The following is a 13,845-nucleotide window of genomic DNA, read 5'->3' as shown; positions in this document are numbered from 1 at the left end:
AAAAATTGACCTATGGACGCTCACTCCGGCGCCCGGATATGCTCAACCAGCCCCGTGCTGCGGCGTCCCGGCGCCGGCGTCAGCCAGCTGACGAGGATGGCGGCGGCCAGGCCGGCCGGCACGCCGAAGATGCCGGCCGAGATGGGCGCGATGTGGAACCATTGACCGCTGGCATTGCCGCCCAGCATGGTGCTCGTGTGCAGCATGTAATACAGGCATACGCCAAAGCCCGTCAGCATGCCGGCCAGTGCGCCCTGGAAGTTGGCGCGTTGCCAGAAGACGCCCAGCACCAGCGGCGGGAACAGGGTCGAGGCGGCCAGGGAAAAGGCTACGCCCACCAGCGACAAAATGTCCGCCGGCTTTTGCGAGGCCGCATAGGCGGCGATGAAGGCCACGGCCAGCAGCAGCAATTTTGAAATCGTCACGCGCTTTTGCGTCGAAGCCGTGGGATCGACCACCTTGTAATAGACGTCGTGCGACAGGGCGTTCGAGATGGCCAGCAGCAAGCCATCGGCCGTCGACAGGGCGGCGGCCAGGCCGCCTGCCGCCACCAGGCCGGAAATCACGTAGGGCAGGCCGGCGATCTCGGGCGTGGCCAGCACCAGCACGTCGGCGTCGATGGAAATTTCCGCCAGTTGCACGATGCCGTCGCGGTTGACGTCGACGATGCTGATCAGGGGACTGAGCTTGTCCACATTGGCCCAGTACGACACCCAGGTGGGCAGGTTCGCGTATTGCGTGCCCACGAGTGCCGAGTAAATATCGTACTTGACCAGCACGGCCAGCGCGGGAATCGTGAGATAGATCAACAAGATGAAGAACAGGGTCCAGAACACGGAAACGCGCGTTTCGTGCACGGAGGGTGTGGTGTACGATCGCATGAGGATGTGCGGCAGGGCGGCCGTACCCAGCATCATGCAAAACACGAGGGCCAGGAAATTGTTGCGCTTGATGTCGGATTGCTCGCGGTCTGCGGCGGGAAATGGCTGCGCGTGTGGAATGATCGGCTCGGCGCGTTTCTGGTTCTGCGCCTGCGCCGCCTGCCACAGCACGCGTGCCTCGTCCGGACTTTTCGGATAGGCGATCAGGTAGCGCTCCGCGTTGCGGATGTCGAACAGCGAGGTATTGCGCTGGCGCAAACTATCGAGCTGGCGCTGGGCCGCCAGGCGGCCTTGTTCCCAGGAACCGGGCAAGCCGTCGATGCGCGCCTGGTAGCTTTGCGCGCGCTGGCGGAAGATGGCGCGCACTTCGTTTTCTTTCGGGTCCGTTTCCAGCACGTGTTCGCGCGCGCTCAGTTGCGTCAGCACCTTGCCGTAGGCGATCTGCGGCACGGGATTGTCCGCATGCTTGACCGACAGCCACATGGCGGGAATCAGAAAGGCGACGAGGATGATGATGTACTGCGCCACCTGCGTCCAGGTGATGGCGCGCATGCCGCCCAGAAAGGAGCAGACGAGGATGCTGGCCAGGCCCAGGAAGATGCCGACGGAAAAATCCACGCCCGTGAAGCGCGAGGCGATCAGGCCGACGGCGTAGATCTGCGCCACCACATAGGTAAACGACACGATGATGGTGGCGGCCACGGCCACCACGCGCACGCTGGCGCCCCGCTTGTCGGTGCCGCTGCCGTAGCGGGCGGCGAGGAAATCGGGAATCGTGTACTGGCTGAACTTGCGCAGGTAGGGTGCGATCAATAGCGCCACCAGGCAATAGCCGCCCGTCCAGCCCATGATGAAGGCCAGGCCGTCGAAGCCGTTCAGGTACAGGCCGCCGGCCAGGCTGATGAAGCTGGCGGCCGAGATCCAGTCGGCGGCCGTGGCCATGCCGTTGAACATGGCCGGCACCCGGCGCCCCGCCACATAGTATTCGGTGACGTTCGAGGTGCGGCTGATGACGCCGATGGTGGCGTACAGGGTGATGGTGACGAGCATGAACAGGTAGCCGATCCACGCGCGCGGCATGCCTTCCTGTTCCAGCACGGACAGGGCCAGCAGGAAGGCGGCGAAACCGGCCGTAAACAGCAGGTAGTAGCGGCTCAGCCGGGCAAAGAAGCTGCGCTGGCCGCTCATGCGTGCTCCTCGGCATGGAAGTCCCGGTCGAGGCGCCGCATGCGCCACGCATAGAAGGCGATGATGGCCAGGTACACGAGCGAGGCGCCCTGGGCCGCCATATAGAAGGGCAGGGGCCAGCCGAACAGGTTCAGGTGCAGCAGCTCGCGCGCATAGAATACGGTCAGAAAACCCGTCAGCAGCCACACCAGCAGCAGGATGGCCGTCAGGCGCCGCGTCTTGCGCCAGTGGATGTCGCGGCGCGCCTGCAGCTCGGGGCTGGGCGCGTGCGATGGCCGCGCCGGGGCAACGGTTGGGCTCGGCTTATCCATATGTGACGTCATCCTCTTCTGGCGCGTCCGGCAACAGCAGGGCGATGCTCAGGCGCAGCAGGGTGCCCGGCAGCTTCGGCGACTGCGCGCGCGGATTGTTAAAAATATCGACTTCGGCGCCATGCTGCTGCGCAATTTCGCGCACGATGGCCAGGCCCAGGCCGCTACCGTCGACATTGCTGCCGAGAATGCGGTAAAAGCGTTCGAACACGTGGGCCCGCTCGGCCGGCGCAATGCCGGGACCCGTATCTTCCACTTCCAGGATGGCCAGTTCCAGGGTGCTGCGCACGCGCACCGTGACGCTGCCGCCCGACGGCGTGTAGCGCAGGGCGTTGTCGATCAGGTTGCTCAGCAGCTCGCGCAGCATCATGGCATTGCCGGAAATCATGATCGAATACGCGGGCTGCTCGAAGCCCAGGTCGATATGCTGGGCAAACGAAGCTTGCACCCAGTCCTGCACCACGCCGCGCGCCAGTTCGCTCAGCTCGATCGGCTCGAACGCCGTGCCCGCCTGCGGCTGATTTTCCGCGCGCGCCAGGGCCAGCAGCTGGTTGACCAGGCGCGTGGCCGCTTCCGAACTTTTCGCCAGTTGCAGCAGCGAGCGGTGGATCTCGTCGTGGTCGGTCTGGCGCAGGGCCAGTTCCGACTGCATGCGCATGCCGGCCAGCGGCGTTTTCATCTGATGCGCGGCATCGGCGATGAAGCGTTTCTGCATGTCGATCGACAGCGATAGCCGCGCCAGCATCTCGTTGAGCGAACCGACCAGCGGCGTGATTTCCTCGGGTACCTGGCCCGATTCGATGGGCGATAAATCGTCGGGTGGCCGGGCGCGTATGCGCTCCTGCAATTGCGCCAGCGGCGACAGGCCGCGCGCCAGGGCAAACCAGACGAGAGCCAGGATCACGGGCAGGATGATGAACTGCGGCAAAATCACGCCCTTGATGATTTCATTGGCCAGCTGGGCGCGTTTCTCCAGGGTTTCGGCAACTTGTACCAGCGCGCGGTGCGGCTCATCGTCGTTGTCGGCAGGAATGTCGAGATAGCTGAACGCCACGCGCACGGGCGTGCCGTGGATGGTGTCGTTGCGAAACAGCACCATGCCGCTGCGGTATTTGTCGGGATCCTGCGGCGGCGGCAAATCGCGGTCGCCGGCCAGGTATTCGCCGCGCGGACCCACCACCAGGTAATACAGGGTGTCGACATCGTCGCCGCGCAGCAAGTCGCGGCCATTATTATTGCTGCTGTTCTTGTCCGGCGCGCGGCGCAACATGGCGCCATCGGCCTGCTTGACTTGCTGCGTGAGCACGGTCACGCTGTCTTCCAGCGCATGGTCGAACGGCTGATTGGCGATGCCCTTGGCCACCAGATAGGTGATGGCGATGCTCATCGGCCACAGCAGCAGCAGGGGCGCCAGCATCCAGTCGAGGATTTCGCCGAACAGCGAATGCTCGATGGTGTCGTCCTGCTCCGTGGTGGGCGGCTCGAACCAGTCGTCATCATCCGGCTCGTCCGCTGGCGCCTCGCGCGCCTTCACTTGCTGGCGGGTCCGCTGGCCGGGCTTGCCGACTCGCCCGCTTCAGCGTTCAGGCGCGCCGCTTCCGAGTATTTTTCCAGGCAATAGCCGAGGCCGCGCACGGTGGCGATGCGCACGCCGCCCACTTCGATCTTCTTGCGCAGGCGGTGCACATACACTTCGATGGCGTTGTTCGACACTTCCTCGCCCCATTCGCACAGGTGGTCGACCAGCTGCTCTTTCGAGACGAGGCGGCCGGTGCGGCCCAGCAGGATTTCCAGCAAGCCCAGTTCGCGCGCCGACAGGTCGAGCATCTGGTCGTTGATGTAGGCGCTGCGCCCCACCTGGTCGTAGCTGAGGGGGCCGTGCTTGATGATGGTGGCGCCGCCGCCAGCGCCGCGGCGCGTCAGGGCGCGCACTCTTGCCTCCAGTTCCGACAAGGCGAACGGCTTGGCCATATAATCATCGGCACCGAGGTCGAGGCCATTCACGCGTTGTTCGATGGAATCGGCGGCCGTCAGGATCAGCACAGGCAGCAGCGAAGCGCGTGCGCGCAGGCGGCGCAGCACTTCCAGGCCGGACATTTTGGGCAGGCCCAGGTCGAGGATCAGCAAGTCGAATTCCTGGGTGGACAGGGCCGTATCGGCCTCTTGCCCCGTCTTGACGTAGTCGATCGCATAACCGGACTGGCGCAGCGAGCGGGTCAGGCCATCGGCCAGCACGCTGTCATCTTCGGCAAGTAAAATACGCATGGTGCACTTCCTATGCTTTGCGGCGGTAGAAGCTTGTATTGTGTTTCATTTTCCGCAAGGTGGCGAATTTTTATGAAAATCCGCGGTTGTATTGATCTGTTTCAAAACAAATCCACGTTCCGCTTGCATTGATCACTGTTTTTTTATACAGTACTGTCTGTGTAAAGAATTTAACCCACTGGCGCTATCGCAGGCTGCACGGTTCACGTAGATGCGTCACGTGAATCCGCAACTGTAGAACGGCTGAAAGAACATATGGACGATAAAAAAGCTGTAGTACCCGCATCGGAAAAAGCCAAGGCGCTCGCCGCCGCACTGGCGCAGATCGAGAAGCAGTTTGGCAAAGGTTCGGTCATGCGCATGGATGCCAGCGCACCGATCGAAGAAGTGCAAGTCGTGTCGACCGGTTCGCTCGGCCTCGATATCGCGCTGGGCGTGGGCGGCTTGCCGCGCGGCCGCGTGGTGGAAATCTACGGTCCGGAATCGTCGGGTAAAACCACCTTGACCCTGCAAACCATCGCCGAAATGCAAAAACTGGGCGGCACGTGCGCCTTTATCGATGCCGAGCACGCGCTCGACGTCGGTTACGCGCAAAAGCTGGGCGTGAATCTGCACGAATTGCTGATCTCGCAACCGGACACGGGCGAGCAGGCGCTGGAAATCTGCGACGCCCTCGTGCGTTCGGGCAGCGTCGACCTCGTCGTCATCGACTCCGTGGCCGCGCTGACGCCACGCGCCGAGATCGAAGGCGACATGGGCGATTCCCTGCCAGGCCTGCAAGCGCGCCTGATGTCGCAAGCCTTGCGCAAGCTGACCGGTTCCATCAACCGCACCAATACCCTGGTCATCTTCATCAATCAGATCCGCATGAAGATCGGCGTGATGTTCGGCAGTCCGGAAACAACCACGGGCGGCAATGCGCTGAAATTCTACGCCTCCGTGCGTCTGGATATCCGCCGCACCGGCTCGATCAAGTCCGGCGATGAAGTGATCGGCAACGAAACCAAGGTCAAGGTCGTCAAGAACAAGATCGCGCCGCCGTTCAAGGAAGCGCACTTCGACATCCTGTACGGCGCCGGCACTTCGCGCGAAGGCGAAATCCTGGACCTGGGCTCGGATGCCAAGATCGTGGAAAAATCCGGTTCGTGGTACAGCTACAACGGCGAACGTATCGGCCAGGGCAAGGACAACGCCCGCGCCTTCCTGCAGGAGCGTCCGGCGCTGGCCCGCGAAATCGAAAACAAGGTCCGCGCTTCGCTGGGCGTGCGCGAACTGCCGCCGCTGGCTGCTGAAAAGCCGGAAAAAGCGGACAAAGCCGCCGACAAGGCTGCCAAGGCTGCGGAAGCCAAGCCAGAGTAGGTCGGATTAGCGCGGCAAAGCCGCGCGTAATCCGACAACACCACAGACGTCAACAATGTTGTCGGATTACGGTCCAAGGGCCCTGATCCGACCTACGCATGGCTTGCCGCAAGGTAGGACCATGATCGCCGTCCCGCGCTGTTGCGCCGGGCGGCGATTGTGTTTGGGTGATGTGATTGTGGAATGAAAGACAAGGTGGGTGTATGGCCGCAGTACAACTAAGCCTGAAGGGCAGGGCGCTACGCTTTTTGTCGATGCGTGAACACAGCCGCATGGAATTGCGGCGCAAGCTGCAGCGCCATGCGCAGGAGGGCGATGACGTGGAAGCCTTGCTCGACAGCCTGGAGCAAGCCAATTGGCTGTCGCAGGAGCGCTTTTCCGAGTCGCTGATCCACCGCCGCTCGGCCCGCTTCGGCAATAGCCGCATCATGGCGGAGTTGCAAAGCCATGGCATCGGCGGCGAGGCGCTGCAGGAACTCAAGGCGGGCCTGGCCGAAGGGGAAGTTGCGCGCGCCTGCGAAGTGTGGCGCCGCAAGTTTGGTGAAGTAGCGCAGGATGCCGAGCAGCGCAACAAGCAGATGCGCTTCCTGATGCAGCGCGGCTTTTCCCAGCGCGCCGTGCAAGCGGCCTTGAAGGGGCTGGATCCCGACGAGGAATGAGGCTGGCCATGGCGCGCCGGCCGGCCTCCGTCGTGCCCCATGAACTGCGCTTTCAAACGCCGTTTGTTTCCAGTATGGCGACGCCGCGCGATAAGGTATTCTGGCGCTCGAACGCTGTGCGATGCGCGCAGCACCACTGACCGTGACAGGATCGAGATGAGCAACTGGAATGCCGGCTATGTGGCCGAAATCGCCTATACCTATGGCTATTACGAAGAATTGAATCCTCTGCGCCTGCGGCTGCCCCTGCTGGCTGCCGGGCTTGCCTTGCCGGCCAGCGGCACGGCTTGCGAGCTGGGCTTTGGCCAGGGCATCAGCGCCAACATCCATGCGGCGGCGTCTTCCACGCGCTGGCATGGCAATGATTTCAATCCGTCCCAGGCCGCCTTTGCGCAGGAGCTGGCCAGCGTGACCGGCGCCGGCGCACAGTTCACGGACGAATCGTTCGCGCAGTTTTGCCGCCGTGACGACTTGCCCGATTTCGACTTTATCTGCTTGCACGGGATCTGGAGCTGGGTCTCGGCAGAAAATCGCGCCTTGATCGTCGATTTCCTGCAGCGCAAGCTGAAAGTGGGTGGCGTCGCCTATATCAGCTATAACACGCAGCCGGGCTGGAGTGCCATGATGCCGATGCGCGACTTGCTGGCCGAGCATAGCCGCGTCATGAGCGCGCCCGGCGTGGGCGTGCTGGCACGAGTCGACGGCGCCATCGATTTTGTCGACAGGATGATCGCCGTGCAACCGCGCTACCTGGAGGCCAATCCCCTGCTGGCGGACCGTTTCGAGAAGCTGAAAGCGCTAGACCGCAACTATATTGCACACGAATATTTCAATGCGGATTGGCAGCCGATGGCCTTTTCCAGCGTTGCGGCCATGCTGGGCGAGGCCAAGCTGGAGTTCGCCTCGTCCGCCAACTATACCGCTCTGGTCGACATGCTGAACCTGACGGCCGAACACCAGCAATTCCTGGCCGAGATACCCGATCCCGTCTTCCGCGAGACGACGCGCGCCTTTCTCGTCAACGAGCAATTCCGCAAGGATTACTGGGTCAAGGGCGCGCGCAGGCTGACGCCGTTGGCCCAGGTCAGCGCCGTGCGGGCCGTGCGCGTGATGCTGGCCGTGCCCCGCGACGAAGTGGTGTTGAGCGTGCATGGGGTGCTGGGCGACGCCGATATGGACGAGCGCGTGTATGCGCCCGTGCTCGACGCCATGGCCGACCATCGCGTGTACACGATAGGCGAACTGGAGCTGCAACTGGCGGGTAGCGAAGCCGGCCTGGCCGCCTTGCTGCAGATCATATTGGTGCTGGTCAGCAAGGGCAGCGTGCTTGCCGTCCAGGACGAGGCCGACATCGCCGTGGCGCGGCCGCAGACGGCGCGGCTGAATGCGCACTTGCTGGAGCAGGCGCTGGCAAGAACCGACTTGCACAGCCTCGCCAGCCCCCTGACGGGCGGCGGCGTGGTTGTATCGCATTTACAACAACTGTTCCTGTGGGCAAAACAGCAAGGTTGTCCAACGCCGCAAGAATGGGTGCGCGCGACGTGGCCGGTACTGCTGCGCCTGGAGCAACTGCTGACGAAGGACGGGCAGCCCTTGTTGACGGAAGAGGAAAACCTGGCCGAACTGCTGGCGCGCGCGGAATATTTTTCCGCGCGCACCTTGCCCGTTTTACGCGCACTGGGTGTGGCTGACTGAAGCGCGGTGCCGGCCAGTGCGCCGGTGCCGCAGGCATGCTTTCAAGTTATCTGCATTGTGAATAATTGTCATTGATTTTGCGATTTTCGTTAATGATTTGCGGCAGACGGCACGACCAATAAAAAATTATGTTGCGGCGCAACTAGCGCCCTGTGTGCTACACTTTTAGGGTTTTTGCGGCGCCGCAGGTGCGGTTGCTGTTCGTAGAAGCTGCGAACAGAGTGCTTTAGGCACATGGCTGCTTACTAATTATGGCCGCGCAAGCGGCATCGGTCTTATGCCCCTGTCAACTCCCGTATCCCGGCGCGCCCTACGGCACTCCCGCGTTATCGACGTCCAAGCGTATATGCGCGACGACGGCCTGTGGGATATTGACGCCCATATCACCGACATCAAAAGCTATGATGCGACCCTGGCCTCCGGCCCCCGTCCCGCCGGCGCCCCTCTGCATGACCTCCATTTACGTATTACCGTCGATCGCGAACTGACCATTGTCGAGGCCGAAGCTGCCTCCGATGCCGTGCCCTATCCCGGTTTTTGCGATACCATCGGCCCCGCTTACAGGGCGCTGATCGGTTTGAATTTATTGAAGAATTTCCGCCGCGACTTGAAACAGCGCCTGGCGGGAATCGCTGGCTGTACCCATTTGACCGAACTGGCGCAAGTCTTGCCGACTGCGACGGTTCAGGCATTTGCCGGCGATGTCTGGTCGACCCGTGACGGTGAGAATGCTGACTTGTCGCATGAAAAGCCGTTTCAACTCGACAAATGCCACGCCCTGCGCACCGATGGCGGGGCGGTGGCACAGTATTACCCGCGCTGGGTAGCCAAAGCGTGACCCCGGCGCTCTGTTTTTCCTGTTTTTTTTGCACCACTAACCGTATTTTTACAAATCAGTATCAGAAGGGAAGCCAGCATGAAAATCCATGAGTATCAAGCCAAAGAAATCCTCCGGCAGCACGGAGTGACGGTACCACGCGGTATTCCGTGCATGTCCGTCGAAGAAGCCGTCAAGGCTGCGGAAACCCTGGGCGGCCCGGTATGGGTTGTCAAGGCGCAGATCCACGCAGGTGGCCGCGGCAAGGGCGGCGGCGTGAAAGTGGCGAAATCGATCGAGCAAGTCAAGGAATACGCTGACCAGATCATGGGCATGCAGCTGATCACGCACCAGACCAGCGCCGAAGGCCAGAAAGTCAACCGCCTGCTGGTGGAAGAAGGCGCCGACATCAAACAAGAACTGTACGTTTCGCTGGTCACCGACCGCGTCACCCAGAAAATCGTCCTGATGGCGTCGTCCGAAGGCGGCATGGACATCGAAGAAGTGGCCGAGAGCCACCCTGAGAAGATCCATCACGTCACCATCGATCCAGGCACCGGCCTGACCGATGCCCAGGCAGACGACATCGCCGCCAAAATCGGCGTGCCTGCCGGTTCCATCGCCGACGCCCGCGTCAACCTGCAAGGCCTGTACAAAGCGTACTGGGAAACCGATTGCTCGCTGGCCGAGATCAACCCGCTGATCGTCACCAGCAGCGGCAAAGTCATCGCCCTGGACGCCAAGTTCAACTTTGACCCGAACGCCCTGTTCCGTCATCCGGAAATCGTCGCCCTGCGCGATCTGGACGAAGAAGATCCAGCTGAAATCGAAGCGTCGAAATTCGACCTGGCCTACATTTCGCTCGACGGCAACATCGGTTGCCTGGTGAACGGCGCCGGTCTGGCCATGGCCACCATGGATACCATCAAGCTGTTTGGCGGCGAGCCAGCCAACTTCCTGGACGTCGGCGGCGGCGCCACGGCAGAAAAAGTCACCGAAGCGTTCAAGATCATGCTGAAAAACCCAGGCCTGAAAGCCATCCTGGTGAACATTTTCGGCGGCATCATGCGTTGCGACGTGATCGCTGAAGGCGTGATCGCCGCAGTGAAAGCCGTCTCGCTGAACGTACCGCTGGTCGTGCGCATGAAGGGCACCAACGAAGACCTGGGCAAAAAGATGCTGGCCGATTCCGGTCTGCCTATCATCGCAGCCGACACCATGGAAGATGCAGCCAAGAGCGTCGTTGCCGCTGCTGCCGGTCAAGCTTAATTAAGGAATCAACATGTCCATTCTGATCAATAAAGATACCAAAGTCGTTACCCAAGGGATCACCGGCAAGACCGGCCAGTTCCACACCCGCGGTTGCCGCGACTACGCGAACGGCAAAGCTGCCTTCGTGGCAGGCGTGAACCCGAAGAAAGCCGGCGAAGATTTCGAAGGCATTCCTATTTTCGCTAACGTGACCGAAGCGAAAAAAGAAACCGGCGCCAACGTTTCCGTGATCTACGTACCGCCAGCAGGCGCGGCAGCGGCGATCTGGGAAGCTGTCGAAGCTGAAATGGATCTGGCCATTTGCATCACCGAAGGCATTCCTGTCCGCGACATGATGGCCCTGAAAGACCGCATGGCTAAAGCCAACAGCAAAACCTTGCTGCTGGGCCCTAACTGCCCAGGCCTGATCACGCCAGACGAAATCAAGATCGGCATCATGCCAGGTCACATCCACAAGAAGGGCCGTATCGGCGTGGTGTCCCGTTCGGGCACCCTGACCTATGAAGCAGTGGGTCAATTGACCGCACTGGGCCTGGGCCAATCGTCGGCAGTCGGCATCGGCGGCGACCCGATCAACGGTCTGAAGCACATCGACATCATGAAGATGTTCAATGACGATCCAGATACCGACGCGGTCATCATGATCGGCGAAATCGGTGGTCCGGACGAAGCCAACGCGGCTTATTGGATCAAAGACAACATGAAAAAACCGGTCGTTGGCTTCATCGCTGGCGTCACCGCTCCTCCAGGCAAGCGCATGGGCCACGCCGGCGCGCTGATCTCGGGCGGTGCCGATACGGCACAAGCCAAGCTGGAAATCATGGAAGCTTGCGGCATCACCGTGACCAAAAACCCGTCGGAAATGGCGCGTCTGCTGAAAGCCATGCTGTAATTTTCAGCCTGGTTCATGCAGTACAAAAAAGGAGCTTCGGCTCCTTTTTTTGTCCGCAAGACAGGCCAATTCCCGGCCTGGGCGGACGGCGCTGGTCCGAACCCGCCCAAATGCGTCGCTTTTCTTTCCATGCGTACCGCCGCTGCCCGGGCGCGCCGCTGGCATGGCGCTTGCACCATGCACGGCACGAGCAACGCACAATGGGAGGATACGATGCGCGCGCAAAGCGGTTTTACCCTGATAGAACTGATGATCGTGGTGGCCATCGCCGGCATCCTGGCGGCCGTGGCCATTCCCCAGTACGGCGACTATACGATGCGGGCCAAGGTCAGCAATGTGCTGGCGGCCGCTGCGCCGCTGAAGACGGCCGTGGCCCTGTGCGTGCAGGAAAATGGCGGCGAGGCGGCCGCCTGCAGCACGCCGACCCCGGCCGTGCCCAGCGCCATCCCCGTGTTCAGTGCCACGCGCGAAGTGGCCAGCGGAAAGGTCGACAAGGGCAATATCGAGCTGACCCTGGCGGCCGACCTGGGCACGGGTATCGGTGGACAAACCGTGACGATGACCATGAAGCCGGGCACCAGCAGCCTGACCTGGTTCAATAGCACCACCGTGACGAATCCGGCAGCGAAGGAAGCGATTACCAAAAGCAACATTCCCGACGTGACATCGACGCTGTAGGTGGCGTTTGCCAGTTGGGTATCAGACGATTTTTTGCCGGTCCGCGATCAGCGCTTCATACGTGAGATTTTGCAGCAGGGTGTAGTGGGTCGGTTCCAGGTCGATGAATTGCACGCCGTACGTATGAATTTCAGCTACCCCGGTGGCGTGGCCATTCGACGGCTTGCCCACGCTCACGTTCTGGATGCGGGCGCGCGTGTTGACGCGCATCTGATGCTTGTTCGGCTGCACCAGCAGGGTAAAGCTCAGCGCCACGCCTTCGTCATCGGGCGTAAGCATGCTGGGCGCCTCGATCAGCGCGCCCGAGACGCTGAGGTTGACGATGAACACGGGCACGGCCGCCACGTCGCGGTAGCTCAGCTGTGCCGGAATGTCCACCTTGACGCGCATGGCCGTGCGCAGGCTGGTGCCCTGGATGGCATCGGGAAAGCTCAGGTGGACATAGTTGAGCGGGCGGCCGAAGATGCGCAGCACGCTGCAGGAAAACGAACAGACGGTGACACCAGAAAACACGCGGATGGTCAGCTTGTCACCCTCGTTGAGGACAATCGACGCGCCGTTTTCCATGGGAATCTTGACGATCAGGTACTCGTCTTTCACATAGCCGATCACGGTCGAGAAATGCTGGATGGGTTTGATGGTGCGGTGCGTGATGAACTGGATGCGTCCCCCCACCTGCAGATTCATGGCCTCGAAGTCGAAGTCCTGGAGCTTGGTTTCCGCGGCGGGTCTGTTGCTTGTCATGCGATGCTCATGTGGATATGGACGACTCGCAGTATGCATGATTTCTTGATGAAAAAGCATTTATATCAATGAAATTCATTTTTACATCGAAAGTGCCATGGGCACATGCCGGTGCGTGGTGCAGGCTTTACAATGGGATCAATATTGACGAATGTTAATCTTATGCCGCGCAGCTACTTCTGGACCATGTTGTTCCTGATCTTGCATCAAATCGACGCTGCCTATTGGAAAGAGTGGGAGATGTTTCATCTGCCGGGCGGCGTGCAGGGTTTTCTCGTGTTTAACCTGGCGGCGATTACCGTGGTGCTGGCCGGTTACCGGCACGTGCTGCTGGCCACCGCGCGGGCGCCCCTGTACGCTGGTGTCTGCGCCGCGCTGGGCGTGGGAACGTTCCTGATCCACGCCGGCTTCGCACTGGCAGGGCTGGAGCAATTCCACTTGCCCCTGTCCATGGCCATCATCGTACTATGCCTGGCCAGTGCCGTCTGGCTGCTGCGCGACTTGCGCCGCGTCCAGGGCCATCTTGCGCGCCAGGCAAAATAATTACACCTCGGCGTGCCAATCGCCCGACTTGCCGCCATGTTTTTCCAGCACGTGCACATTCGTCATGACCATGCCCCGGTCAACGGCCTTGCACATGTCGTAGATCGTCAACAAGCCGATTTGCACGGAAGTGAGCGCTTCCATTTCCACGCCCGTCTTGCCCGTCGTATCGACCTGGGCGCGGCAGTGCACGCTGTTGGCCGCTTCATCCACTTCAAAATCGACGGTGACGCGCGTGAGGGCCAGCGGGTGGCACAGGGGAATCAGGTCGCTCGTGCGCTTGGCACCCATGATGGCGGCGATGCGGGCGATGCCCAGCACGTCGCCTTTTTTTGCATTGCCGGAAATGATCAATGCCAGGGTGGCCGGCTGCATGCGGATGGTGCCGGCGGCCACGGCGCTGCGCCGCGTGTCTTCCTTGCTGCCCACATCGACCATATGGGCCTGGCCCGTGGCGTCGAAATGGGTCAGTTCCCCGGCGGGGGCTTGCTTGTCTGCTGTTGTCATGGCGTCAAAATAGGTAAGAAAAGGGAAGCGCGGC

The 13,845-nt window shown here is 61.4% G+C and carries 14 protein-coding genes; 8 read left to right on the top strand and 6 right to left on the bottom strand.

All coding sequences use genetic code 11. From position 1 onward, the window contains the following. Nucleotides 1–20: 20 nt before the first annotated feature. The 4 genes from AC54AG_RS04935 to AC54AG_RS04920 are packed head-to-tail and all read right to left on the bottom strand — an operon-like array spanning nt 21 to nt 4,645. Nucleotides 21–2,069 (bottom strand): sodium:solute symporter family protein, encoded by a 2,049-nt coding sequence (locus AC54AG_RS04935; RefSeq protein ID WP_070301053.1) that lies wholly within the window; start codon nt 2,067–2,069, stop codon nt 21–23. Beyond that, entirely contained in the window at nt 2,066–2,380 is a 315-nt protein-coding gene (locus AC54AG_RS04930; RefSeq protein WP_496629629.1) for a DUF4212 domain-containing protein, read from the bottom strand. Before AC54AG_RS04930 ends, AC54AG_RS04935 begins: the two co-directional genes overlap by 4 nt. Continuing rightward, the gene (locus AC54AG_RS04925; RefSeq protein ID WP_034746063.1) at nt 2,373–3,914 is read right to left on the bottom strand and encodes a sensor histidine kinase; all 1,542 of its coding nucleotides are present in this window, start codon (nt 3,912–3,914) and stop codon (nt 2,373–2,375) included. Before AC54AG_RS04925 ends, AC54AG_RS04930 begins: the two co-directional genes overlap by 8 nt. Beyond that, entirely contained in the window at nt 3,911–4,645 is a 735-nt protein-coding gene (locus tag AC54AG_RS04920) for a response regulator (RefSeq protein ID WP_034746066.1), read from the bottom strand. The genes AC54AG_RS04925 and AC54AG_RS04920 overlap by 4 nt, the downstream gene beginning before the upstream one ends. A 255-nt stretch (nt 4,646–4,900) precedes the next feature. On the opposite strand from AC54AG_RS04920, the gene recA reads away from it, so the two are divergent. The 7 genes from recA (at nt 4,901) to AC54AG_RS04885 (ending at nt 12,017) form a co-directional block, all read left to right on the top strand. Next, nucleotides 4,901–6,004: a recombinase RecA gene (recA, locus tag AC54AG_RS04915; protein WP_034746069.1), complete on the top strand. Its 1,104-nt coding sequence runs from the start codon at nt 4,901–4,903 to the stop codon at nt 6,002–6,004. A gap of 203 nt (nt 6,005–6,207) precedes the next feature. Beyond that, nucleotides 6,208–6,663: a recombination regulator RecX gene (recX, locus tag AC54AG_RS04910; protein WP_034746072.1), complete on the top strand. Its 456-nt coding sequence runs from the start codon at nt 6,208–6,210 to the stop codon at nt 6,661–6,663. A gap of 156 nt (nt 6,664–6,819) precedes the next feature. After that, nucleotides 6,820–8,358, top strand: a complete 1,539-nt coding sequence (locus tag AC54AG_RS04905; RefSeq protein ID WP_219328039.1) for a class I SAM-dependent methyltransferase — start codon at nt 6,820–6,822, stop codon at nt 8,356–8,358. A gap of 277 nt (nt 8,359–8,635) precedes the next feature. Continuing rightward, entirely contained in the window at nt 8,636–9,196 is a 561-nt protein-coding gene (locus tag AC54AG_RS04900; RefSeq protein ID WP_034746078.1) for a DUF2889 domain-containing protein, read from the top strand. A gap of 78 nt (nt 9,197–9,274) precedes the next feature. Further along, nucleotides 9,275–10,444 (top strand): ADP-forming succinate--CoA ligase subunit beta, encoded by a 1,170-nt coding sequence (gene sucC, locus AC54AG_RS04895; protein WP_496629628.1) that lies wholly within the window; start codon nt 9,275–9,277, stop codon nt 10,442–10,444. Between the two features lie 13 nt (nt 10,445–10,457). Further along, the gene (gene sucD, locus AC54AG_RS04890) at nt 10,458–11,339 is read left to right on the top strand and encodes a succinate--CoA ligase subunit alpha (RefSeq protein ID WP_034746085.1); all 882 of its coding nucleotides are present in this window, start codon (nt 10,458–10,460) and stop codon (nt 11,337–11,339) included. Nucleotides 11,340–11,516: 177 nt separating this feature from the next. Next, entirely contained in the window at nt 11,517–12,017 is a 501-nt protein-coding gene (locus AC54AG_RS04885; protein ID WP_070301057.1) for a pilin, read from the top strand. A 21-nt stretch (nt 12,018–12,038) separates the two neighbouring features. Here AC54AG_RS04885 and AC54AG_RS04880 read toward each other — a convergent pair whose 3' ends face one another. Continuing rightward, nucleotides 12,039–12,761 (bottom strand): flagellar brake protein, encoded by a 723-nt coding sequence (locus AC54AG_RS04880; protein WP_319990572.1) that lies wholly within the window; start codon nt 12,759–12,761, stop codon nt 12,039–12,041. Nucleotides 12,762–12,866: 105 nt separating this feature from the next. On the opposite strand from AC54AG_RS04880, the gene AC54AG_RS04875 reads away from it, so the two are divergent. After that, complete coding sequence (locus AC54AG_RS04875) at nt 12,867–13,304, top strand: DUF6713 family protein (protein ID WP_331777220.1); 438 nt, start codon at nt 12,867–12,869, stop codon at nt 13,302–13,304. On the opposite strand, the gene moaC is transcribed toward AC54AG_RS04875, so the two are convergent. Continuing rightward, on the bottom strand, nt 13,305–13,811 hold the full coding sequence (moaC, locus tag AC54AG_RS04870; RefSeq protein ID WP_331777219.1) for a cyclic pyranopterin monophosphate synthase MoaC: 507 nt from the start codon (nt 13,809–13,811) through the stop codon (nt 13,305–13,307). Between the last annotated feature and the right edge of the window lie 34 nt (nt 13,812–13,845).

This window comes from Janthinobacterium sp. BCJ23 (genome assembly GCF_059617945.1).
Note: the sequence above shows the minus strand (reverse complement) of the source record. Positions and strands in the feature narration are given on the sequence as shown.

Bases quoted from the DNA above. Each gene is read 5' to 3' on its own strand.
- AC54AG_RS04885 (WP_070301057.1), top strand. From the start codon at position 11,517: ATGCACGGCACGAGCAACGCACAATGGGAGGATACGATGCGCGCGCAA.
- sucC (WP_496629628.1), top strand. From the start codon at position 9,275: ATGAAAATCCATGAGTATCAAGCCAAAGAAATCCTCCGGCAGCACGGA.
- AC54AG_RS04930 (WP_496629629.1), bottom strand. From the start codon at position 2,380: ATGGATAAGCCGAGCCCAACCGTTGCCCCGGCGCGGCCATCGCACGCG.
- recX (WP_034746072.1), top strand. From the start codon at position 6,208: ATGGCCGCAGTACAACTAAGCCTGAAGGGCAGGGCGCTACGCTTTTTG.
- recA (WP_034746069.1), top strand. From the start codon at position 4,901: ATGGACGATAAAAAAGCTGTAGTACCCGCATCGGAAAAAGCCAAGGCG.
- AC54AG_RS04875 (WP_331777220.1), top strand. From the start codon at position 12,867: ATGCCGGTGCGTGGTGCAGGCTTTACAATGGGATCAATATTGACGAAT.
- AC54AG_RS04880 (WP_319990572.1), bottom strand. From the start codon at position 12,761: ATGACAAGCAACAGACCCGCCGCGGAAACCAAGCTCCAGGACTTCGAC.
- sucD (WP_034746085.1), top strand. From the start codon at position 10,458: ATGTCCATTCTGATCAATAAAGATACCAAAGTCGTTACCCAAGGGATC.
- AC54AG_RS04935 (WP_070301053.1), bottom strand. From the start codon at position 2,069: ATGAGCGGCCAGCGCAGCTTCTTTGCCCGGCTGAGCCGCTACTACCTG.
- moaC (WP_331777219.1), bottom strand. From the start codon at position 13,811: ATGACAACAGCAGACAAGCAAGCCCCCGCCGGGGAACTGACCCATTTC.
- AC54AG_RS04905 (WP_219328039.1), top strand. From the start codon at position 6,820: ATGAGCAACTGGAATGCCGGCTATGTGGCCGAAATCGCCTATACCTAT.
- AC54AG_RS04920 (WP_034746066.1), bottom strand. From the start codon at position 4,645: ATGCGTATTTTACTTGCCGAAGATGACAGCGTGCTGGCCGATGGCCTG.
- AC54AG_RS04900 (WP_034746078.1), top strand. From the start codon at position 8,636: ATGCCCCTGTCAACTCCCGTATCCCGGCGCGCCCTACGGCACTCCCGC.